Genomic DNA, 23,105 nt, shown 5'->3' on the forward strand with positions numbered 1-23,105 from the left:
GTCGCGACGGTGGGCTCGAGCAGGGCCTGTGTGACGCACCTTGTCCCACCAACGGGGATAGTTGGAGAGCCAATCGTAGCTTTCACTCTTTATGCGACGATTGAGTTCACGCGCAGAATAGCCATTTGACGCGGAAGTTCGAGGGTATTTACGTTTGAAATGAGCCATATAAGGTCTCCTTGAAGATTGGAACTTACATGGCACACCTCCTTTTGATGATGTTTGCGCTCAGTTTGAGCAGAATAGTTGAAATGTAGTTGCCTTTACAGGCAGCCCGCCTGATTGTGGCCCCACGGACCATAGCTGCAACGAACACACCGTCAGGTCCAGACTTTCATCACAGTGTTCTGCTGGATGATCGAGGCTCCACCTGGCATCTCTCGTAAACCACTTCCTCAGGTAACCACTATAGCGGATTTATGAGACAGCCGAAAACCACAAATTGATCTTGCAGATCAAATCTCCGCCGTAGAGAGCGGGGTTTTCGGACGTTTGCGCTGAGCGCGACCAGAATTGACAAGAACACGAGGCACTGCCCAAACCAAGATGGCTAAAATCCAATTCAAATTGCACTATTTTTAGTTGCGCAACTTCCGATACAGCACATTCCCGTTTTATGCAAGATGGTTGATTTCCAGCTCTCTAGCGCAAAATAAAAACTGTGGAATAGTTGTTGAAGTCCTGTTCATCAAAGCAACCGAATCACTTCCGAAATATGTAGTGATTCGCTCATTCACCCCCTCACAGGTCAACTAATTAGACGGCCAATCTCAAATTTACATAGATTTAGCAGCTCCTCTTCAGTGAATTGTAACAGCTTTTTTCCATGCAAATTTATGGACAAAAGCGCTCCAGCCGCGGCTGCTCGATGGCTTTGGAAATTAACCATAATTGAGGCACTTTTGGAGGCCAAATCAAAGAAATTTTTGTCGTCGTTCTAAAGTACGAACGGCCCGTATAAATGATCATTAAAAGTGCTAGAGCTGGGAAACTCCTATTAATGCGTTCAATTCATAAAATCTCGTAAAAAATGCAATTAATTCGTCGACTAATGAATAAAATGACATAATACCAATATTTTTAACGCTTAGCACTCGTCGGCTTCTGCGACGCCATTGCTTATAAGTTTTATCCAATACCAATTATATTCAACTACTTAGGAAAAATTCATTAAATTCAAACTGCGATCAGACAGAAAATGCACAAAAGTTTTAACGAGCTGACTCTTGGACATCATTTTTTCATGCTCATGAAGCTGAGGAACTACCAGCTCATAATCCAGCTAAACCAAACAAGATATTTCTCGAAAACTCGGTCATTCTGGCATGCTTCCGGGATTCTCAGCAACAAATTCCTGATTTTAGAACTCAGGGAATCCCTCGCTCTTCCGTTCATTCACGGCCTTTTCAAAAATTTTCAGAACGTACACCTTCTCTCTTTCTGCACGACGGAGAACAGCACCTGAACACATGAAAAATCCGGCAACTCCAACCTTCTATAGTCCAAATGTGCAGAAGACCATCGATTCAACACGGGTATGTCATGCGGTTCCATTCGGAGGCCTAAATTCGACCAGTTTTCTGGTACTTTTTCACGCATTCAACAGTCTGAAATGTGACGACAAGCTGAGAGCGTAATTCTGGCCTGTTAACTAAGTTTCTACCCATACAAGCATTGCCAATTTGGCGAAACCAGAGCAGAGTGCACGAAGGAAACGAGTCAAGAGGGGTTGAAAAAAAAATGTGTCAATGCCTAATATTGAAACTGCAGCCACATTTCGAATTTGTCGAAACGTCACTGCCATAACACAATCTATGATTGTATTACTCAATTAGAAGGCAATCGAAACGGCAAAAACAAAACGGCCCCGAAGAAGTACACCACATACTCTTCAAGGCCATATTTATGTGTAGAATAACCCCTACACATTCAGCTTACCGTCTCGATGCTCCCAACGCAAACGATAGTTTGCAGAAAGAGTATCATTATGAATAATTCCCAACAGGGTAGTACTACCCTGAACGGCAGCGCTTTGTCTAATGAGGGAACACAACCCAAATCTGGCTCCAGCATCGACGCTTCAAATTCAAGCGCAAGCTCTGCTCCTTGGACTGTTACCTTACCAGCAGGACGTAAGCGTCCTACCCGAGACGAAAGATACGGACCTCATGTGAATTCCCCTCATATGTCTTACGGCGCTACCGGACTTCATCTGCTGAACGAGCTTAGATGTGAATTTGCTGACATTGGGAATACCGATGTTCGCGTCTCCGGCATCATGAAAGCTCTCGAGGATGTCCAGTCTATCGCCGGGAAGAACGATATGGACGAGATTGGAGATGAAATACTCGACGAAACGACAGCCCACGAAGTCATGACGAAAATTGACAGAAACAAACATGACCGTCTCAATCAACATGTCTTTCCGTTCGTACGGATGCGCTATAGGGCATTCCTCAATAACAATGTAGAACCTGTCGCCGCTTCACAATATCATGTCAAATCCGCTCCTGTTCCCATAAAAACACTCGGGCAAACGATCAAGGAAGAGGTTTTGGATAGGTTCAATTTAACTCAATCCGCTCTCGCCGACTCTATTGGTATGAGTAGAGGAACACTTCTTTACTATATGACTTATGGAGGTGGACCTTCTGAAAAGAGCCGACCGTACCTTGAACAAATTGAGGCCAAATTTAACATCAATTCAGGCGTGTTGACAAAGTACATCAACAATCCGCTATTGACCCCTCGCCCTAAACCCACCACCGCTCTCGGAAAGGCGCTTGAAGAACAATTTAAAAAACACAAGATGTCCTATGGGCATTTTGCACAACATGGTTTCACACACAGCGTGATCACCAATACCATCAACAAAGGTACCAATTTCAACCGAAACAGTCGAAAGAAACTGAGAATTCTCGACAAAGCTTTCGGCTTGGAAGACGGGTATTTGGCATCCCTCGTCGTCGACCCCTACAAGTCAAAACGGTTAAAGATTACGCACTTAGTGAGAAAGGGAACTTCAGAATTCCGAATGAGCGAGATCAGAGGGCATCTTCCTGATGATTTTGATGAATATCCGGAGGAAGAGCAGAAAAGGATCATAAAATTTGTCGAAGAAGACTTGATCTATACTTTTGATGACGAGCACCCAAACAGCGGAAGAAAGGGTTTCTACGGTCTGAGCAAAGAAGACAAACCGTCTGTGAAAGGGAAAAAGGCGTCTCTCAAAGCCCCCGACAACATCCTTCGTGTCATCGAGCGAATTTGTGAATTTAAGACCAAGCCTGACGCTGCTGAAGAAGAAAATCGCGAAAAGACCTGGATCAAGGAGATAGCAAGGACGAATGAAAGTCGTTTCTTGCGATTCTTCGGGGCCCTCGTCAAATGTGGCTATCCTATTGAAAAATTGACGTTCGAACTGATCTTCACGAATTGGGCCATCGAAACATACATTGCTTTCATGACCAAGCGTATGGGCTTTGAAACACGGACTATCGGTGAGACACTTGAATTGCTCGCTTCGATGGTGAATCCCGAGCTCGGATATATTGCCCAGTATCCCGGCATCGACCAGCCTCTGACCGTGATCGAAGGCTTTGTGACTTCGCAAGAAGTAGAAAAGCTTCACGGCATTCCCGCTGGGCTCTCTAAAGAAGAACAAAACAGGAAATTCAAAGAGAAGTGGCACGATGCCTGCAAGAATAGATTTAAATATATTTCTAAAATCGCAAAAAGAATTAAGAAGGAAGCAGGTCAATCAAGACCCGTCTTCGAGCCAATCGAAAAATTACTTAAAAATGAAGCACCTTTGGAGGTATACTATTGCGGAATCATGAAGGAACTTCGGACTTGGACTCCAAATAAGCGTAATTATTCAGGTTGGAGTGAGCACCAGCGAAATATCATGTTATTCCGTTTGGCTGTCTTTACAGGTCTACGCCGCAGGAACCTAGCTGAACTCCTTATCGATCCCCAGATCTACGATCCCAATGCAAAAAGACACAGTAATGAATGGCTGCGGCGGAAACAAAGAGGAGAAATCCGTCGACAGGACCTTCTCGACAAAAACGGAAAGCCAATATTTGACCTGAAAACAGGCCAGAAAAGAAGCACATACACCTTGGAAATTCCCAAAAGTGCATTCAAAAACCGCAGCACAGAAACTGCTCTCAAAGATCACAATTCTATTGAGCTGCCAAACCTGGATGGTTTCTACGATCAGCTCGAAACCTATCTCTATGAAGCTCGCAAAGCAATTATTGGCGACGACCGTCGCGATACAGGAGAATTCTTCGTTAGCACCATGAAAAGAGTTAAGGATAAAATCGCTCTTACTCCCGGAGCTTTATCTGATTGTTACAAAAGGATTATCCAAGTCTTTGGGGTTAAAAACAAATGGACTGGGCGCGGTGCAATTCCTGGAATGAAAGCCCATCGGATCCATACAATCCGGCACATCTTGGCAACCAATAGCATTAAACTGAACAACGGTGCTGTTTCTCATGCCGCAGCAATCCTGTTTGACTCAGAGGAAATGGTAAAAAAGGCATATTCCGCTTACCTTCCGGCAGATGCACATTCCTATGCGGTCAATCAAAGCTTCACATTTCTCGGCACTCAAGAAGCAGCATAATTTCTACTACAGAGCAGATTCTCGGCGGCATTCGCGGCCGAGAAGTAACACAATCTGCATATTTGCTTGCAACTATCCACCCCAACGCTTTTTCCTATTCAGGGCATGAAGCACCAAGCTGCAAACGGCTTCATACGGACATTGGGAACAAGTCGCATACCTTTCACAAAAGGCAAAAGCTTTGCGTGTCTTGTCCCGCCCCTCGTACGCCAAATCTATATACACCTTTTCAGCGGCAAACCCCTTGAGCGTCTCACCCATAAAGGACCGGTCGATCTCATAAAACGACTCAATTACAGTGTTGAGCCTGGCCCGGTTCGTCTTCCCAGATACGACACCGCAACCTCTGAAAACTCTTCCAATTCCGATGGGATTACGCAATGACAATAGTTCTGATGGCACAGTGTCTTCGCTCTCGAAAATGCAAGCCTCAGAAATCATTGCTATTTCCAACCGGACTTGTGCCATAGAAATGGTTTCGCGTGCCCCGCGTTTGATGCACTCCCGACAGGCCTGTTTGACAATGTCCTCGGGCGTGACCTTATCATCTCGTCCCGCAGTAAGCCGCCGTATTGCCCTATCGAGATCGGCTTGAATTTCTTCGTCACCTGTCATTTCCCCAATGACATAGAGCGGCAGCGAGATCTGTACGGATCTATCGGCCCGCTTGCCTGATGCTCGTTTATAACGACCATAGATGGTTGCTATCATGGACATTCCCCAGGCATGTAACTCCTGTCGAAGTGGTTCAGAGATTGAAATATCTCGGCCGACGATTGCTCCGGATTGCTGTATTGCCGCAGGCATCGTTCGACATGTGATCTGATAGGTACGGGTCGCATTAATAGCATCGATGCCACTGATATTTGTCAGAACCTTCGGACCAAAGAAACTCAGCGTCCTGATTGAACCGTCTTTTTCAACGATCGACTTCTTTCCCGTACTTTTGCTGTAAGAAACCTTCAAGATTTGATTGATGTCACCGTAACCGTTATCTGACTTTTGGCTCCGCCGACCCACAGCTTCCAGATCGTCAAGAACGAGCAACCCACGCCCTTGATCCATGTATCTGACAAAGCTGCGATCCGACCCACCACCAAGAATTTTGGCATTGTATGAAAGGTCCGCAATCACTTCAGCAAGAGAGGATTTTCCCGACCCCTTCTCACCATTCAACAATATGAGCGGAATCGCATCAAAAGCGTCATAACAGTATGAAAGCAACACATAGGCTGTGAGCAGTTCATAATCCGTTTTGTTGGGCAACCACGTCGATGAACGAATATAGTCAGCCACTTCCTTGAAAAGAATCCCGGTGGCCCTGTGAGCTCGTTTTCTGGTCGTAACCGCATCTGCATAAGCTTTGATAGAATCCAGCTTCCATGTCGCGCAGTCCCTTGGTTTCGGAATCGAGGAAATAACTGTGCCATCTTCAAGCAGAATAACCTCATTGGATTTTGAGACCCCTTTTGGCAAGGGCGGACGCACAAAACCAAGAATAACACCATCCGATCGAATGACCTTGGTTTCGTAAAATGATGTCGGAACAGCTTCGACGTAGACTTTTCCATCTGGACCGACAACACGTCTATCCAATGACCCGACACAGCGAACCTGAAAAGCGTAGTGCATATGCCCGTTGATGAATGCTCCATTGACGTTAACTGGATCTGCCTCATACACCCCCATCTTTTGTAACTCGAGCGGAACCGTTTCAGGGACCAAGGGAGGTGGAGCGCCCAATATGTGAGCATCCCTGACCAGTCTTTCGAAATCACCGTCATTGTTACCTGCAAGAAAATACCCAATCCAGTCATGGCCAACCATGCGAGGAATATCGAGGCGAACGAATTCTCGAGCACAGAGCATACGAATTGACTGAGCAAAAGCCTCCCCGCCAGAATCATTGCCTGTACCAATAAGAACCCGCCCCCACTCCTTTAGAAATCCGTTGCCCCAATTCTCAGGAATACTCCTCCATTGAGTGGAAGAGATAACAGCCGTTCTTGCAAGAAGAGAAGTTCCAGCGAGGACTTCCGCGATGCGCCAGACATCTCGAGGGGTGTCAACAATAAGAAGCCAGCTTTTCCCGGAACAGTCTCCGTCCCAATATGTCAGAGCAGCACCGGTACACCAAAAATCGTGTTCAAGGGGATTCACTGAAATTCCGGGGATATTGAATTTCACTATACGTTTGGTCATGGTGCCGTCGGCAGCAATGACTGGCGCAGTAAGCCAAAATCCTCTTTGTTCGTCACCGGCGCGGCGGATAACATCCGCCAATCCAACACCAAAGCTATCCATGAGGAACTCGGGCTTGAACCCTTGATCTTTTAACCAGACCCAAACTTCTATATTTTTATCAAGACGACTTCGATCTCTTTCAAGGGTCTTGGGATTAATTGAAACGGGAACTTCAAATTCGTTGGTAGACCAATTGGTATTGTCAACCATAACGCTGCCCTTGAGAACCTGTTGGGAGATGTGCCCGGCGACAATTGTCTCCAGACGCGGTGATCAGCGATCAGCATTATGATCAGGCTTTACATCGTCGAAATCAGGGACTTCTACAAAACGCCCCCCTACAGCTCTATATTTGACGCCGGGTTTCAGATCCTCCTGCCCGACACATCCTGTCACAAACCCTATGCAATTCAGATCCTCATCAAATTCAGCAAGTGCAATCCAGGTGCCTTCGGAACCGGTTGCGGTTGAATCAGCACCACACGCAGCAATGACGCAATTCTGGCCAGAAGCAATTAGATCGCTGTATGCGCCTGAAGAGGCAAGCCTGCATCGGTCACCGAAAGCGCGAAGATTACTTAGGTATCCTGAAGCCGCAAGCTCGCATTCCTCTTTTATCGAAGTGAGATGGCTAGAGTGCCCCGCAGAAGCCAACGAACTACCCGCTCCCATTGACTGAATTCCGGACATGGAACCGGCGGCGATAAGAACCGAATTGTTTCCTGCTGAAAAGATATCTGTGTCTTCCCCGACCACTGCGACTACATCATCATCACAATCCGAAAGCAGAATACCTTCGCTTCCAGAAGAAACCAAAGTGTTTCTCTTTCCTACTCCTGACAAAACCTGGCAATCCTGCAGAGACATCAAAATGGTTTCATCACCACGTACCTGATACAGACAGCCGTCCTCATCTCCCTGCGGTACCGAAGTAGACATGATCGATTTTTGAAACAATTGTTCAAACGTCAGCAACGTGATCACGGTGACGGTTCTAAATCTATCCGGATCGGGCATACCCCGAGTATCAGGATGGGGATTGTCCGCTTCAACTAGCGCCGCGAAGAACCTGTCCTCAGTTTCCCCAAAGGGGCACTCAGTTAAGAATTTCGCCACATCCGTTTCCACGATAAAAACGTTCATCTCGCCATCAGAACCAAAACCAGCCTGATAGGTCTTCCCGACCTCAAACGGATTTACGTGTGAAGGTAGATTTAGCTTCATGTATCCTGTGACTTTCGGCATCGATGGCTCTCCTGTAGTTAGTACACATTAACCCATCCCCCACATCACCAATTACTCGATCAGAGAATGTGAAAAGTTCCAAAGTCTCAACCGGCTATCAGTCTTGGCTGAAGCGAAAATTTGACCAATCGCACCCCATCAAAACCTTTTAAGGTCAACTTATGTCCCGATAAGGACATAAGTTGACCGTTGCGTCAAGGTCGTTGTACGCGCATACAGGTTTCATGACCGATACGCCACTTTCACCATTCAAAATGAACCTTCCGTCCAGCTTGCGCGATCAACTCTCAGAGCTGGCGAAAAGGAACAACCGTAGCCTTTCGGGAGAAATAATTTCCCGGCTTGAACTGTCTGTAAATATCGATGCACAGAAGGCGATGGACACCCTTATGATGGCCGACACCATCTTGGACACCGATGGCCTGGGAAAGCCGGTACGACAGCTTCTAAGAGATGTCGGTTCTTCTTTGGGACTGAATGTGTTTGGAGCACTTCCAATACAGGAAGAAGACCTTCGATCACTGGTACATCAGGAACTTAAACGGCTAAGAAAACACGTCGCTCTGGCACACCCGGTTGCCGACGAGGCATCCTTTGCCGCAGCTTTGGATGCCTCGAAACAGAGACTTTCCGAAGGAAGCATTCGAGAAGCAATAATTCATGCCGCAATTGAAACACTTCCCAATCTCGATGACACCGAGATTCAGGAATGATTGCCGCTTAACTATCCCCGCGAACGTATACGCGTGGCCATTCTGATGTCTTGAGCAACCGCATTGCTTGCTTGCAACGCTTGACGCATTTCACTAAAAATCGGTTTACGTTTTTCGGGATCCTCGATCGTCAACAATACGGCGAATGGTACACCCTCAGTAGGAAAGCTTGCCTCGGCACGAATGAGGCTCGATACCTCCAATCTCCAATTCGAAAACTCTCCTTTGTCTGTGAAGACCGATTCATATTGTTTTGAAGGCCACCACTTCAAACCATGATCAATCAAAGCTTTTTCTGGAACTCCAAGACCAGTCGTTTTGGGTAGGTATCTTGGCGCTATCTGATTGACAAAACTAGGTAATCCATTTTGCTTTTTCCCGGGTTGGCGCTGCCGTAAACTCGCTTCAAGATTCACCCGGACAAACTCTGCTCCGAAGGCTGGATCAAGTGGTGGCGAGTACACAAGCGTCATCCTCGCCCGTCCCGAACATGCCCCATCGGGCTTCACTAGACTGCGAGGCCATTCAAAAGGAAAGCGAAGGATTGCCGGTTTCCGCTCCCCCACGGTCAATCGACTTTGAAATAGCAACGTCACCTGATGATCATCGGTTTCCAGCATATCCATAACCCGGGCAGGCTGACCATAGCCGGCGAATTGACGGCTAAGGTCTTTTAAGCCGCGTTTGGTGAGCGGATCAGGCATTTGGGAATGATGCAGAAGCATTGCACGAAGAGCCTCAGTCTGAAGTCCGCCTTGCGTTGCGACATCCAAACCGGCAAGAGTTCGGGCAACCAAAGGTGCCGCGAAACTGGTGCCAATCACATCTCTCTTCGTGCCGCTAGGAGTAATTGAAACCAACCCTGTTGGCTTTCCCACTCCAGCCCCACCAGTTCCCCCATATGCCGCAACATCGGGCTTCACACCAACCTGCAGGCCAGGTCCGCGAGTCGTGTAAACCGTTGGAGCTCCTTCAATCTGTATGGTTGCAGGTGGGTTTAAGGCTCCCACCGAAATCGAACGGACACTTTCAGACGGTTTGTAAATTGTATCTGGTTGGGTGCGATTTGCAAAATAGCGGACCACGTCAATCGGCTTCTTTTGCCAAGGCGTTCGGCCTTGACCAGATGGCAAATTTCCGGACGAATTCACGAATATTACCCCATAAGTGTCGGCAATTTGATCCAGGCGGGCAGCATAGATACTATACCTATGCCTTTCCACATCTGAGATCGCGTTAATGGACAAATTGAAGACTCGCACACTGTGATCTCTTCGAGCTTCAGCCACAGCTTGCTCTAGCTCTTCAAGAAAATCCGTAAACCCATTCGCATATTGCTCCATGAATGGGCCGCTCGGATAGAGAGGAGCATCATATACCTCACATCCATCAGGTTCTGGCGTGACAGCAGGTGAATTAATTGACTGCCCGGCACAAATCAATCCGGCAACACCAGTTCCATGATTACCGTCGTATTCCGTCTCATCCAAGAAATCGAACCTGCCCTTCACCCAAGGAGCAAGGACATTTGAAACGCCAGAATCAATCACCCCCACAATCGGATAAATGGCATTTTGTGAAGGTTGGGGCAGCGGTACTGGCAAGCTCGAAAAGCTGGGTAAACCGGAATCCGATACCAGAACTTCATCTGCCAACTGCAGCTGAATTGGCGGTTGAATTGATCTGACCAACGGGTGGGCAGTCAGTTTATTCAATGCGTCTTCGTGGCGTTCTGCATTCAAGTCGACAGGTGCTGACTTTGTAAACGCAGTCACATCTCGCCCAGCAGGCCCAATTCGGTTGTCGACCAACGCGTTATTGGGACTTTGAGTGAGTTGGAACTCAAGAACAGGTGTCCGCCCAATTTCACTGACAAAAAAGGTTCGAGCCCCAGCCCCCAGTCCTAGAAGCAACTCTTGAAGAGAACTGCGAAGGGCAAAACGGCCGAGTGGATCATCAGCAATCACATTGTCACCGGGCGTTTCAAATAGTTCGATGTGATATCCGGATACCGTTCGAGGATCCTCAAACATTTGCATCACAGCAGCCGTTGAAAAACTTCGTTTGCTGGAAGACGGAGCAATTTCTATAGATTCGATAGCCCCGACCTCGGATCTTGCGGGTGTCGGAGCTGAATAAGGCTTTCCTGTATTCTTCGAAATGTTGATTGCAACCGTGTATTCTGCAAGCTCAACTCTTTGCCTAAGCCCCGCCAAATAGACCAATGGCGCTCGAAAGTAGACTGTGCCAACGGCTTCGGCGCCAACACATGGAAATTGATCTGGCTTGAATAGAAAACGGACCGGACGATAGGACTTCGCAAGAGCTTCGTCACGTATTTGCACTTTCAAATATGCAGCAGGCCCATACGAGCTGGATTGAATTTTATCAATGATATCATCGATTGCTTTGAGAAGGCGCTGTTTGTGGGCAGCAAATGCTTCATCGTCGTCTTTAAAAAAGTCTCGCCCCATACCTCCTTGGCCTGGCTCAGGGGCTCTCAGAAAATCTGAGTGATTCAATATGATTTGAACGGGATTATTGGGCATGGAGAGCCTCCATCAAAGGTAGATGCCTTTTTGATTTCTTGATGTCACTGACACGCGATTGACCATAACCCGTTGCCTGTCCAATTTCAGATTGCTTCAAAGGAAAATCGAGATCATTTGCAATCAAGCTGATGAAGGCTTCTGGATCCGATGCCAGAATTCGAGCGGGTTCATTCTCTTGAGAGGGAAGTCGACCGAGCACCGCACTCAACGTGTGAAAAAGCCCCGGCCCATCATGACTTTTCCCACTCAATGCCAGTAAGCGTTTCATTGAAATGCAAATTCGTTCCAAATCCGCTCCTGAATGACCATCAAGACAGTAAGCGATGATGCTGAAAATAGGTGGCTCCGGTTTAAGAGGCGCAAGAAAACGCTCGATCATTTTCGTACGAGCCAATAGCCCCGGCTCTCCTATATGAACATGGGTCTCAAAACGGCGCCAGACCGCAGGATCAAGCAACCTATCGTGATTGGTGATGGCAATTGTGACGCCAAACGCCCTCCGTTGGTCCAAATTCTGCAACAGTGAATTTACGACGCGTTTGATCTCACCGACCTCTTGTGGATCATCTCTCACCTTAGCGAGCGCATCAAATTCATCCAGCAAAAGCACGCATGAGTAGCGGTTGGCAAAATCAAAGAGATTGGCAATATTGCGAGCTGTTGTACCAAGAAATGAGGAAATAAGTCCGTCAATCTTTGCTGTAACTAGGGGCAACCCAAGTTGTTCTGCGATATAACTGGCAGTCAACGTTTTCCCTGATCCAGGAGGACCAAAAATAAGAAGAGATCTTGTAGGTTCGACACCAACATTACGAAGAGCCTCCTCACTTGACCATTCTTCTAAAAGACCTGCGATTGTCTCGGACACACGGCTCTCGTAAACAGGCACAATTCTCTCTCCTTCCGGAAAGTGTATTTCGCACAAACTTGCTCCGGTCTCTCGATCTATGGGCGGATTTGTCTCTCTTGTCAGAGCCTCACCAAAAACAAGAGCACGCGACACCTCAACACGACTTGGTTGAATATCTTTCATTTCGCTCGAGGACTTCAGTAGGCGCTCTATCGTTGCCGCTTCTTTGACATCGCCGGCTTTTTCGAGCCGCGCACGCAAACGGACAACTTGCTTGTCAAAAGCCTTTGTATCACCAGACAAACCAGCGCGAATGATGCTCTGTATGACAGAAAAATGATCCATATCGCCATTCCTATAATTATTATTGGCATATTAGCTCTATATATCTCACATTAAGCCAATTTGATCAACAATTCGTTTTTGGAATCGGAAAAATTGACTTGAGAATCTCCCAGTCATACCGCATCGAAAATCGGCTGAAGTGTTGGCCAAATGAAATGAGAGTTTTGTCTCGACGCCTAAAACCATCACGGTACCGAGCTGGCAACCATCAATTGCCAACACAAGTTGAACTCATTACTGAAATCATGAATGACATGACGCGGGATCAAAGCAGCTTCTTTGCCTTTACGTAAAACAAAAGCAGACCGGTTTTCCTGTTGCCGCGCCATGGACATGGATGAGCTGGATGGCCAGTCCAATCGTTGCCTAGGGCAACTTCTTGATGGCCGACTTCAAGGCCTGGTCGTGGACCGTACGCCTCGGATCCCACGTATCATACAGGCAGGAGGAGAACATGTCGGCGAAACCAAGCTCGCGCTCGATATTGCGTAGCAACAGGATACAACCATCAGAGGACAACCCGCCAATATTAGAAATCACCCAACATTTTGCTTTTGCCCAATATCTTGCCGAAGCAACGCCATCAACATCGGTCCAACCGAGAATTTGCCATCTAGTGCTTTGTCCGTCAAAGCTCGTAGATATCCTCCTGGTGAACTGATACGGTCAAATCTTTGAAGCATGCAAGCGACCACTATTGAGGCGTGATCTGGGCCCAAAGACGTCTTTGCGTCTTCCAACGCACTTGGACTGATCCCGAGCATCGTTCCTGCTACATCCGCAGCAACCTTCAGGTCTCGCCAACTGCTCACTCGGTTGGAAGGCCCGTAAATTGAAATATCAGGGCAAGCCTGAAGCACCATTCCAAGAGGATAGGTTTTCTGCGGCTTGTTTGGATTTCTGGGCTCATCCTCAAGATTTTCTTCTTGCTGCCTTTCGGAAGCAGGTTCAAGATCAATATGAGGGTTTGTGTTTGAATTATGATAGTGACGCTCATTATGAGCATCATTGGCGCTTATTTCTTCAGAATTTAAATGAGTTTCCAACAGCTTATGAACTCGTTCTCTCAGAGTTTCACACAGCCTCAAGGCTTTGCCTAACTCGCCTGCATCCGAGTTCCGAGGCAGTCCTCTCAAAATCTCCGCCAACTGTTCTTGCAATGCGACCCACGGCCCGGGAATAGCCTCAATCAATGCCATCTCGATCAGCTTGCTCACATCCCGACGAACAATGGTCAGTTCCTCACGAAATGCCTTCAATGCCGCTTTCTCGGCCCGTACATGCTTTGCCATATTCTCAAACTCTTCAGCACGAGCGACCAGAGGGCTGAGATCAAACCCATAAGCAACAGCTTCCTGACCGTGAACGGCTTTGCGTCGAAATCGCTTCCCATTCGGACTATCGCGCCGAATGATCAAGCCTCGTTCAACCAGCGCGGCAAGATGCCGGCGAAGGGTCGCAGGAGCCATACCGTGTGATCGCGCAGATAGGCTTTCGTTAGAAGGAAAAACGATCAAACCGGTACCATCCGCGGTATCACGATCAGCAAGAGCCATATCATCTTCTGGATAAAAAGAGAGAAGCGCATTCAAGACAGCGAGCGATCTGTCACCAATTCCGACGAAGGATCGGGCTTCACATACTGTCCGGAACAGCTTCCACTTATCGTATTTATCACTGCTAGTGTCGTTTGCAGCCATCACATCCAATTGTCTTGCAAATTGGCCAAGCGACATCGTTCGCCGCCCAAAAGGCGTCGTCACATTCCTTGATTCCATCATTTTCACCATAAAAAAGGCAAAAGGAGTCCGCCCGCTCGCTAAGCGGTCAAAATGGCTTGACTAATTTTCGCGGAAATGTGATTCTCGAAATCGCTACATAACGAGAGGTCTCTGCGAAATTTGCTTCGTGGGGGCCTTTTTCCTTTTGTCAGCTTTCTCCCTCTTTTTCCTGCTTCAAAAACTCTTCGTGCAGTCGGTCCAGGTTTTCTGACAGAAACCGACCGAACCTTTGTCCATCTTTGGATTTTAGCTGTATCGAAAAGCTACGACTGTTCGACCTGAATTCAGCGTCTACCGTCTTGTCAGAAGAGTTCCATTTTCCAATCTGAGCTGCTCGTGATTTGGGGCGGCCGGCTTTTTCCATAACACTAAGCAAATGGATAAAGCGTTCTTCTGAACTTCCAACGCTCTTAAATTTGTCGTCTTTGGTAGCCTCGATAGCGGCTTTCCTGTTGGATGGCTTCAAAATAGCCTTGCCCATCCTGTCCCAGCGTTCCCTTCCGACCCCTTCAGCCTTCCCGATCGCAAAAATAACGTCTTCAGGCACTCGTTTGGTAACCCGGTTCATGACATCAAGCATTTGGCCGTCGACCGACAAGGCTTCCGTGATGGTCGGCACCGAATACCCCTGCTCCGATAGCTTTCGAGCAAAAGTTGCCTTCTCAATAAAAGTGAGATCCTCGCGGATGGAGTTTTCTTGACCTTGCGTTATTACGTGCTCGATGTCGTCGATTGTGCGAACTATCGCTTTAACATTAATTCCAAGCTCCATCGCCGCCCTTGCGCGGCGGTGACCGAAGACTATCCGGTAACGGTGTTGCTCGCCCTCAATCGGCCTGACCAAGATTGGAGATTGCTGCCCTTTCTCTTGAATGCTCGCCTTGAATGCTGCAAACTCGGACGCATCTTCTTCGAAGCGATCTGACACGAAGGAAGCTTCCAAAGCATCGGGTGAAAGATCCACAATTTGTTCGCCAGATCGAACAGCCTCAGCTATGGAAGCGAGTTCACTCAGTGACCCTTTCATCGATCTGGAAGCGCCTTTGCTGGCATAACCTGATGTGGCTGTTCTGTTTGGTTTAAGGGCCTCGTCACCAGTTATGTTCTTGAAAACGTCGCGTCGCGCCATTTTACTTGCCCTCATTCGGCTCTAAATGCCTGCTTATACTAACGTTTTTCCCTACATATGCGGCCGTATGGAATTCTATCATCTCAACGTCCCCAAGCTTTGTTCACCAGATCAATCACTTCCTGATTCACAGCATCCATGGATTCTCTGGCCCTCTTGTAAGTCGTAGCGGCAAATTGCGAACGTTCAACTTCGTAGAGGGTCTGCTTAGTCAGACCTGCGTCCGAAACCGCAGTGGATTTGACCATGGGATTAATCATCATTTGCCCGGCAAACATCGATTGCATGAACCCGACCATCTGCTGTTGGGGAAGGTCAGTTGCCTCATAACGAGTAACTAGATATCGGAACCAATCCAGATCCACATTCGCGCCAGCACTCTCGATACTCTTGAGGATATCACCAAGCATAAGCAAGAACTGCGACATCGACATAATATCCAACATTTGCGGATGAACCGTAATGAGCACCGATGTTGCAGCCGTCAATGCCGTCAGAGTCAAATAGCCAAGCTGGGGAGGGCAATCCATAACGACGATGTCATAATCATCGTCAACCTCACCAAGTGCATCTGCGATGCGAGTAAAGAACAGTTTCCCTTCATTCCCTTCACCATCTCTCATCGCAAGAGGAGTTTCATATTCGTATTCCTGAAGCTCCAAATTCGCTGGGACAACGTCAAGGTTGGGAAAATTCGTTGGCTGGATGATACTCCTGATGGAAGCCCGCTCGTTGTCGTACCGCAAAGCTTCATAAAGTGATGGTTTTTCATCCAGTTCCGGTTGAATACCATAAAGCGCAGTAAGAGACGCTTGAGGATCAAGATCCAACGCAAGAACCCGATAGCCACAAAGGGCCATATATTGTGCAAGATGGGCCGCCGTAGTGGTCTTGCCGCTTCCCCCCTTGAAATTGACAACCGATATAGCCTGCAACCGTTCACCGTTTTTCCGACGGGGAACGCGATTGAGATAGGCACGAAGTTCGTCAATTTGTTCTGCGGTGTAAAGGCGGCGGCCACCAGATGTAACCGTTGGCTCCTTTACCTTACCTTCATTATGAGCCCGACGAATGTAACTTGTCGAAACGCCGATAAACTGAGCAGCTTCCGCCAGTGTGAATTGCCGAAGGGTCTTTTGGGCATTTGGTGGGAAAGTCTGCGTGCGCAACATGTCGAGTCTGGCTGAGATATCCTCGCCATGGCCCAGGATCAAATTGGCAAAGCCCTTGGCTAATGCCTGATCATCAGTAACAGTCATCTTCTTTGCGCAGCCCCAGTATCGATAAAATTGAAAAAACAGCCCAATTACTGATACTATCCGCCGATTCCTCGCACCGAGCAACATTTACTTGGTTAACGAAACATTAATGACGTCGGATAGACACACTGTTCGACCATTCTCTCCTTCAAAATATCTGGCCGTTTTTCTCAATCAGTAAACTCTTGGGCATTCAATCCGACCCAAACAACAAGCTGTGAAACAACACTGAATCCGATTTAAGGATTCTCTTATCACTTTGTATCGGCGAGGAAAATGTAGTCAAAATGGCAGTCTGCTTACGGGGTCTTCGATTGGCTGAACAAAGCTGTGACTAATCCGCATCGTAGCGATGATCGCGGCCTTTCCAAATTACACATAGCTAGAATCACCCACGGAACTCACCTTCAATTTCTGTTGTAAATCCTCATTCGACTTTCTAGGCCGTTCAGCGTGGCATACAACCAATATCATCACTCTCTCATCTTTTGGTTCTTAGTTAAGCGACACTCAAAAAATACAAGAATGCAGTCTTCATTCATTGAGATTCAAGATTAATGTAAGCGAAATGAGCCCCCTAATCAGCAATCTGTAAAAGAACTAAATTAGAGAACGAAAATATAGCTTCACATACAAAAAACGCAGTCTATGCGGGAGTTTTGATTAATGAAAACCAGAATATTGGGAGAAAGCGGGCTCGAGGTGTCAGCGATTGGCCTTGGATGCATGGGCATCACTCAGGTTTACGATACCGCTCTTGAGGAACAGGACGCAATCAACTTTCTTCGGAACACCTATGAAGACGGGGTTACCCTTTTTGATACGGCGGAGGCCTATGGGCCATTCGCCAACGAAGAGATTGTTGGGAAGGCGCTGGTCCCATTTCGAGATGAAGTGGTTATCGCAACCAAGATCGGCTTTGATTTCGATGCCATAACCGGCGAACGGCGAGCCGGAGTGAACAGCGATCCGAAACACATTCGTTCTGCAGCAGAGCGATGCTTGAAACGACTGCGAACCGATAGAATTGACTTGCTGTATCAACATCGCGTGGATCCTAAAGTTCCAATGGAGGACGTTGCAGGCGCGATCGGAGAGTTGATTGATGAGGGGAAGGTCTTGCATTTTGGCCTTTCGGAGGCTGGCGTTTCCAGCATTCGAAAAGCTCATGCAGAAACGCCAGTTACTGCTCTTCAAAGCGAGTATTCACTTTGGTGGCAAGCCCCAGATGAAGAAATTCTGCCACTTTGCGAAGAACTGGGTATAGGCTTTGTTCCTTTCAGCCCACTGGGTGCAGGGTTCCTGACAGGTTCGATCACAGCCCAAACCTCATTTGAAGAACATGACTATCGCAATTCAGTGCCTCGGTTCAGTAAGGAGAACAGGGCGCAAAATCTGGAACTTGTTGAGCTCGTTCGAAAAATTGCAAACGAAGCGAATGCAACGCCAGCACAAATCGCAATCGGTTGGCTCTTGGCTCAGAAGGACTGGATTGTTCCCATACCTGGAACTACGAAGCGTCACCGTTTACAAGAAAATATCGGAGCAACGATCCTGGACCTTGACCCTAAAATATGGGTTGAATTGAGCGAAGCCGCAGACTCCTTGCTCCTTCCAGGAAGCCGCCTTTCACCTGCCTTGGAATTGACCGGCAGATAGTTTGCATCGGCAAAGTGCTCAAACGCGCAATGTTCTAGAACAGCTTCGCAATCAAAGACGATCACTGTTGCTTCCCATCAAAAACCAGCAATAAAAGCAAAGTGGTGATTAGCAATGCGATCAAGAAGCGCCTCCCGATGGCGGATTACTCCGGGGGAGGCGCTTCCGTATTTAACATGCGAACAGGATGCCCTAAAAATGTACGCGGTAAACGAACTCTCAAAGTCTCGTGTTTGACTTCACAGGAGAGTGGTTGGAACCCAACGGATAACCAGAATGCAATAAGACAGCTGCAAGGAAGCTGCATTGAGAAGCCTTCTGTATATTACAAGATCAGAGCCGTCGGCTGTTTCATGTCCCCGATCATTTGCGCCACATGTTTAACCTCTCCACGAATGCCATGGTCCCGTGCGACATTATGGCTATAGAGCCAATAACACAGGCAAGATAAAGGAAATAGGGCATCACTGCCTGGCTGAAATCCCAGAAGTCGAGACTGTATTGCAAAGAAAGACGCGAGAACAGACCGAGTTCTTTTGAGCTATCCGGTGCGAACGGAAGAACGAACAGCGTGCACAGCCGGAGCCAAGGCGTGGGTCTTAGCCTGAGTAGGGCCCGCAATTTGGGCCACTGTATGCCGATATGAGCACCAACTGCGACAATTGCCCACCATGCTGAAAACCAATGCCATTCTTTGACCCAATATGCGCTCGGCAATGAGAGAAACTCGAACAGTGAGCGGGAAATCGAAAAACTGGTGATGACCAGAACTGTCATTGCGATCAGAACTGACGAATTCAGCAGAAGCGATACAATCCGCCGCGCATTGTATCTGCCTTTCGTCAAAGCAAGATACCAACGCCAATTGCGCCAGTTGTGCCAGATCAATACGGCGAAGAAGCTGGCTCCGAAAGCCTCATGAGCCAAATTACCAAGCCAGTAATAGGCCATCGATAACAGAAAAAGGGCGGCGGCGACGCTATCGACGAAGAGCCTTGCCGTCTTATGATTCATGTGCAATCTCATTCGAAATCTAGCAAATCATCATAAGTGAACATATAGCGGTTGCCGGCCTGCGAAGCGTGGCAGGAGCGGCATCTTTGGGTGTTTTCGTCCATGTTGATTTGGCCATTGCCCCAGAACCACTGGAATTGCCAATCTCCTGTTCGGTCAGCTTCAGCATAATCCTGGCCCCAGTCCTCGCCTTTTTGCATGACGAAGTAGCGATAGATTTCACCGCCGCGATAATCGACCAGTACGACATGGGTGCCATCAGGCATCGGCTCACCTTGCTTGACGGCGCCGATCGCCTCGCGGGTGGTCATCATATGCTCGGTGACTTCGCCACGTCTGACAGTCGTGAAATGCTCGAGTTTATCGATGTCTGGAAGTGTGACGCGATTTTCCTCTGCCATGACATCCCCGTTGCAAACAATGAACAACGACATGGTGATACCAGATAACAGCCTAGATGTGTTGAATGCCATTTCAAACAGGTCCCTCTGAATATGATCGATCTGAAAAGCGACCTCCTTTGAGGTGCTTTAGTCCAAGATGGTGAGATGAACCCGGAGTGATTAGACCCCAATACGTAATAGACCCTATATCAAAATCGCAGTAATCAGCGAAGCTGTTACACGCCAATTTATTGATGAGAGGTATAAGCCTATGCGGAAATAATCGTCTAATCACATGAATATGACAGATGTAGGTTATAGGAGGATGATCAATCAGACTAAAAGGTGTGATGATGAAAGTACGCAAGCTTGGAATTTCGGGGCCGGACGTTTCCGCTATTGGTTTGGGCTGCATGGGCATGAGTTTCTCTTACGGAGAAATTCCACCAACCAAGGACATGATTAAGCTCATTCATCAGGCCCATGATCTAGGGGTGACCTTCTTTGATACGGCAGAAGTCTATGGCCCCTATACCAACGAATTGTTGGTCGGCGAGGCGCTGGAACCAATCCGAGACACAGTCGTGCTTGCCACCAAATTCGGGTTTGAAATCAAAGAAGATGGAAGCTGGCGAGGCACCAACAGCCGGCCGGAGAAAATCCGCGCAGCATGTGAAGGCTCTCTCAAAAGCCTGCGCACCGATGTCATAGATCTCTTCTATCAGCACCGTGTTGACCCCAATGTTCCGATCGAGGATGTGGCGGGAACAGTCAAGGATCTAATTGCCGAAGGAAAGGTGCGCCATTTCGGACTGTCCGAGGCTGGTGCGGATACCATACGTCGCGCCCATGCGGTTCAACCCATCACTGCATTGCAGAGTGAATATTCCCTTTGGACCCGCCAGCACGAGCAAAAAATTATGCCTGTGGTGGAAGAGCTGGGCATTGGCTGGGTAGCTTATAGCCCGCTCGGCAAGGGCTTTCTGACCGGAGCGATCAAGGATGCCGCCGAAATCAAGGAAGGTGATTTCCGAAAAGCTCTGCCACGATATCAGCCAGAAGCAATGAAAAACAATCAGGCTGTCGTTGATCTCCTCAAAGAGATTGGCCGTGAAAAGGGAGCTACGCCCGCTCAGATTGCCCTTGCCTGGGTTCTTGCCCGTAAACCTTGGATCATTCCAATCCCGGGCACCACAAAATTGCACCGTCTGGAGGAAAATCTCAAAGCCATTGATGTCGATCTTACCAAGGAAGACATGACGCGCATCAACGAAGCGGCATCCATGATACAAGGAGGCCGTTACACCGAAGCTATTGAGGCAACAACAGGCTTGTAATCAAAGGCTTGAAAGCTGCGGCTCCAACCACCGGGGCCGCAGCTGCACTCCAGACGTTTGAGAATGCGAAGAGAAATAGCCATGATCAGCAAAGCCAGCACAGATATTACCGCGACGAGCAGCAGACGAACCTTTCTGAAAGCCGCAGCCTCTATAGGCCTCTCGATCCCCTTCCTCATAGATAATGCGCGCGCCCAGCAGGCCGGCCGGAAGAGCCGTATCCTGATCGCCTACTATTCACGAACCGGCAACACGCGCACCGTCGCAGAACAGATCCAGCAGCTCACCGGTGCGGACATCTTCGAGCTGAAGACCGCCTATTCCTATCCGGCAGAATATCGCGCCACCACTGACCAGGCCAAACGGGAGCAGCAGGAGAATTTCCGCCCGCAGTTAACAGCACAGGTCGAGAATATGGCGGATTATGACGTGGTGTTTATCGGCTATCCCAACTGGTGGGCAACCATGCCGATGGCCTTCTTTTCCTTTCTGGAGAGCTATAACTTTGCAGGCAAGTCGATCGTTCCTTTCTGCACCCATGAAGGCAGCCGACTTGGCCGCAGTGTAGAAGACATCGAGGCCCTATGTCCTCAGGCCACACTTCTGCAGGGTTTTTCCCTACGCGGCGCGAGCGATGGCACGATTAGAACGGCGTCTGCTGATGCGCAGGAAGCTGTGCGGGATTGGGTCGGTGAACTGGAACTTGCGGGATTGTCATGATGATAAACGCCAAACCGGTGTTTTTCGCCTTTGCCATGGCCTTTCTGGCAGCCATCAACGCTCCGGCGAGTGCAGCTTCAAGCAATGAGGGCCAGGCCGCCATGATCCGTGACAAGTCCAACCAGCAGGCTCTGGCGGCCATCGTCATGAGTGCAGGCGAGACGCGCATCACCGCAGACCTCTTTGACAACGCGACTGCACGTGATTTCCTTTCCAAGTTGCCCATGGAACTCTCCATGACAGAATATGGTGACCGGGAATATTACGGTAAGCCATCAGAGACCCTGTCTACCGATGCGTCGACGGTCGATCACTTTGAAAAGGGTGACGTGACCTACTGGGTGCCGGGTGGTTCCTTTGCCGTCTTTTATGATACCCCGGACGGGAATTCCCTTGATGATCTGATCATCATGGGCAGGATCACGTCTGACCTAACCGATTTCAAAGGTCTGGGATCGTCTTCACTCTGGCGCATCGAGCAGCTTGAGCCGGAGGCTGCGCGGTGAACAGGCAATTGTTCTTCCGCCTTGCTCTCGATTTCATCGCGACCGGGCTGTTCGTTCTGGCTCTTGCCTTTGAATGGTTCGGTTCTCTCGTTCACGAGATCCTTGGCACGGTCTTCTTTCTTCTGTTGATCGCCCATATAACATTCAACCGGCGCTGGTTTGCTTCCGTGCCGAAAGCCACCCAGAACCGGCGTCGTCTGGTGACGACCCTGATCAACCTCAGCCTTGTTGCTGCTTGCGTCGCGCTGCTGGTCACGAGCCTCATGATCTCGCGTGATCTTTTCTGGTTTCTCGGGCTCAAAGGTGATTTTCTGGCACGACAGATCCACACGCTCTCGGCCTACTGGATGCTAGTGATTGTCGGCATCCACCTCGGCATGCACTGGTTCATGGTCATGGGAGTGGCGAAGGCATTGTTAAAAATCACCGCAAAAAACAGCCCTAGGACGTGGGCATTGAGAGGCCTGACCATACTGGTAGCACTCTATGGCATCCTCGCGTCTCTCGAAATGAATATCGGCAACAAGCTTATTCTCTATTTCACCTTCAGCTATTGGGATTTTGATGCTGATTGGCTGCGGTTCTTGACCAACTACGGCTCCATCATCGCGCTCTATGCTGCCATCGGGCACTATGGAAACATCAAGCTACAGGGAAAAAGCAAGCGGCGGGGATCTGCAGGCAAGGGACGGCGTAAAGCTGGAGTGTCAGCATCAGCTTAGGGCTGCGGAA

The 23,105-nt window shown here is 48.5% G+C and carries 16 protein-coding genes; 7 read left to right on the forward strand and 9 right to left on the reverse strand.

Going from position 1 to position 23,105, the window contains the following annotated elements; translation table 11 throughout:
- Positions 1-1,987 precede the first annotated feature (1,987 nt).
- Positions 1,988-4,636: a hypothetical protein gene (locus ACKPCT_RS00750; RefSeq protein WP_319566909.1), complete on the forward strand. Its 2,649-nt coding sequence runs from the start codon at positions 1,988-1,990 to the stop codon at positions 4,634-4,636.
- 72 nt (positions 4,637-4,708) lie between these two features.
- Here ACKPCT_RS00750 and ACKPCT_RS00755 read toward each other — a convergent pair whose 3' ends face one another.
- Both ACKPCT_RS00755 and ACKPCT_RS00760 read right to left on the reverse strand, forming a co-directional pair.
- Entirely contained in the window at positions 4,709-7,090 is a 2,382-nt protein-coding gene (locus ACKPCT_RS00755; RefSeq protein ID WP_319566910.1) for a hypothetical protein, read from the reverse strand.
- Between the two features lie 63 nt (positions 7,091-7,153).
- The gene (locus tag ACKPCT_RS00760; protein ID WP_319566911.1) at positions 7,154-8,125 is read right to left on the reverse strand and encodes a hypothetical protein; all 972 of its coding nucleotides are present in this window, start codon (positions 8,123-8,125) and stop codon (positions 7,154-7,156) included.
- Positions 8,126-8,349: 224 nt separating this feature from the next.
- Between ACKPCT_RS00760 and ACKPCT_RS00765 the strand changes: the two genes are divergently transcribed.
- Entirely contained in the window at positions 8,350-8,838 is a 489-nt protein-coding gene (locus ACKPCT_RS00765) for an Arc family DNA-binding protein (protein WP_319566912.1), read from the forward strand.
- 11 nt (positions 8,839-8,849) lie between these two features.
- Here ACKPCT_RS00765 and ACKPCT_RS00770 read toward each other — a convergent pair whose 3' ends face one another.
- The 5 genes from ACKPCT_RS00770 to repA form a co-directional block, all read right to left on the reverse strand.
- The gene (locus ACKPCT_RS00770; RefSeq protein ID WP_319566913.1) at positions 8,850-11,387 is read right to left on the reverse strand and encodes a S8 family peptidase; all 2,538 of its coding nucleotides are present in this window, start codon (positions 11,385-11,387) and stop codon (positions 8,850-8,852) included.
- Positions 11,377-12,585, reverse strand: coding sequence for an AAA family ATPase (locus ACKPCT_RS00775; protein ID WP_319566914.1), 1,209 nt, complete (start codon positions 12,583-12,585; stop codon positions 11,377-11,379). Before ACKPCT_RS00775 ends, ACKPCT_RS00770 begins: the two co-directional genes overlap by 11 nt.
- A 536-nt stretch (positions 12,586-13,121) precedes the next feature.
- The gene (repC, locus tag ACKPCT_RS00780) at positions 13,122-14,363 is read right to left on the reverse strand and encodes a plasmid replication protein RepC (RefSeq protein WP_319567047.1); all 1,242 of its coding nucleotides are present in this window, start codon (positions 14,361-14,363) and stop codon (positions 13,122-13,124) included.
- A 151-nt stretch (positions 14,364-14,514) separates the two neighbouring features.
- Entirely contained in the window at positions 14,515-15,495 is a 981-nt protein-coding gene (gene repB / locus ACKPCT_RS00785) for a plasmid partitioning protein RepB (protein ID WP_319566915.1), read from the reverse strand.
- A gap of 83 nt (positions 15,496-15,578) precedes the next feature.
- Entirely contained in the window at positions 15,579-16,754 is a 1,176-nt protein-coding gene (gene repA / locus ACKPCT_RS00790; protein ID WP_319566916.1) for a plasmid partitioning protein RepA, read from the reverse strand.
- 666 nt (positions 16,755-17,420) lie between these two features.
- Between repA and ACKPCT_RS00795 the strand changes: the two genes are divergently transcribed.
- Positions 17,421-18,413, forward strand: coding sequence for an aldo/keto reductase (locus ACKPCT_RS00795; RefSeq protein ID WP_319566917.1), 993 nt, complete (start codon positions 17,421-17,423; stop codon positions 18,411-18,413).
- 363 nt (positions 18,414-18,776) lie between these two features.
- Here the strand turns inward: ACKPCT_RS00795 and ACKPCT_RS00800 are convergent, their stop codons facing one another.
- Positions 18,777-19,427: a DUF4405 domain-containing protein gene (locus tag ACKPCT_RS00800; protein ID WP_319566918.1), complete on the reverse strand. Its 651-nt coding sequence runs from the start codon at positions 19,425-19,427 to the stop codon at positions 18,777-18,779.
- A gap of 8 nt (positions 19,428-19,435) precedes the next feature.
- A complete protein-coding gene (locus ACKPCT_RS00805; protein WP_319567048.1) occupies positions 19,436-19,861 on the reverse strand; it encodes a cytochrome P460 family protein in 426 nt (141 codons plus the stop codon).
- Between the two features lie 302 nt (positions 19,862-20,163).
- Here ACKPCT_RS00805 and ACKPCT_RS00810 point away from each other — a divergent pair, with 302 nt between their 5' ends.
- The 4 genes from ACKPCT_RS00810 (at position 20,164) to ACKPCT_RS00825 (ending at position 23,095) form a co-directional block, all read left to right on the forward strand.
- Positions 20,164-21,147 (forward strand): aldo/keto reductase, encoded by a 984-nt coding sequence (locus tag ACKPCT_RS00810; RefSeq protein ID WP_319567049.1) that lies wholly within the window; start codon positions 20,164-20,166, stop codon positions 21,145-21,147.
- An 81-nt stretch (positions 21,148-21,228) separates the two neighbouring features.
- Entirely contained in the window at positions 21,229-21,867 is a 639-nt protein-coding gene (locus tag ACKPCT_RS00815) for a flavodoxin (RefSeq protein ID WP_319566919.1), read from the forward strand.
- Positions 21,864-22,373 (forward strand): cyclophilin-like fold protein, encoded by a 510-nt coding sequence (locus tag ACKPCT_RS00820; protein WP_319566920.1) that lies wholly within the window; start codon positions 21,864-21,866, stop codon positions 22,371-22,373. Before ACKPCT_RS00815 ends, ACKPCT_RS00820 begins: the two co-directional genes overlap by 4 nt.
- Positions 22,370-23,095 (forward strand): DUF4405 domain-containing protein, encoded by a 726-nt coding sequence (locus tag ACKPCT_RS00825; protein WP_319566921.1) that lies wholly within the window; start codon positions 22,370-22,372, stop codon positions 23,093-23,095. The genes ACKPCT_RS00820 and ACKPCT_RS00825 overlap by 4 nt, the downstream gene beginning before the upstream one ends.
- Positions 23,096-23,105 lie beyond the last annotated feature (10 nt).

The organism is Cohaesibacter marisflavi, from assembly GCF_963665895.2.
Lineage (GTDB): Bacteria > Pseudomonadota > Alphaproteobacteria > Rhizobiales > Cohaesibacteraceae > Cohaesibacter > Cohaesibacter marisflavi.

Excerpts from the sequence above, each read along its gene's own strand:
- ACKPCT_RS00765 (WP_319566912.1), top strand. The coding sequence starts at position 8,350 with ATGACCGATACGCCACTTTCACCATTCAAAATGAACCTTCCGTCCAGC.
- ACKPCT_RS00750 (WP_319566909.1), top strand. The coding sequence starts at position 1,988 with ATGAATAATTCCCAACAGGGTAGTACTACCCTGAACGGCAGCGCTTTG.
- repB (WP_319566915.1), bottom strand. The coding sequence starts at position 15,495 with ATGGCGCGACGCGACGTTTTCAAGAACATAACTGGTGACGAGGCCCTT.
- ACKPCT_RS00755 (WP_319566910.1), bottom strand. The coding sequence starts at position 7,090 with ATGGTTGACAATACCAATTGGTCTACCAACGAATTTGAAGTTCCCGTT.
- ACKPCT_RS00770 (WP_319566913.1), bottom strand. The coding sequence starts at position 11,387 with ATGCCCAATAATCCCGTTCAAATCATATTGAATCACTCAGATTTTCTG.
- ACKPCT_RS00800 (WP_319566918.1), bottom strand. The coding sequence starts at position 19,427 with ATGAATCATAAGACGGCAAGGCTCTTCGTCGATAGCGTCGCCGCCGCC.
- ACKPCT_RS00805 (WP_319567048.1), bottom strand. The coding sequence starts at position 19,861 with ATGTCGTTGTTCATTGTTTGCAACGGGGATGTCATGGCAGAGGAAAAT.
- ACKPCT_RS00815 (WP_319566919.1), top strand. The coding sequence starts at position 21,229 with ATGATCAGCAAAGCCAGCACAGATATTACCGCGACGAGCAGCAGACGA.
- repA (WP_319566916.1), bottom strand. The coding sequence starts at position 16,754 with ATGACTGTTACTGATGATCAGGCATTAGCCAAGGGCTTTGCCAATTTG.
- ACKPCT_RS00810 (WP_319567049.1), top strand. The coding sequence starts at position 20,164 with ATGAAAGTACGCAAGCTTGGAATTTCGGGGCCGGACGTTTCCGCTATT.
- ACKPCT_RS00760 (WP_319566911.1), bottom strand. The coding sequence starts at position 8,125 with ATGCCGAAAGTCACAGGATACATGAAGCTAAATCTACCTTCACACGTA.
- ACKPCT_RS00795 (WP_319566917.1), top strand. The coding sequence starts at position 17,421 with ATGAAAACCAGAATATTGGGAGAAAGCGGGCTCGAGGTGTCAGCGATT.
- ACKPCT_RS00775 (WP_319566914.1), bottom strand. The coding sequence starts at position 12,585 with ATGGATCATTTTTCTGTCATACAGAGCATCATTCGCGCTGGTTTGTCT.
- repC (WP_319567047.1), bottom strand. The coding sequence starts at position 14,363 with ATGGAATCAAGGAATGTGACGACGCCTTTTGGGCGGCGAACGATGTCG.
- ACKPCT_RS00820 (WP_319566920.1), top strand. The coding sequence starts at position 21,864 with ATGATGATAAACGCCAAACCGGTGTTTTTCGCCTTTGCCATGGCCTTT.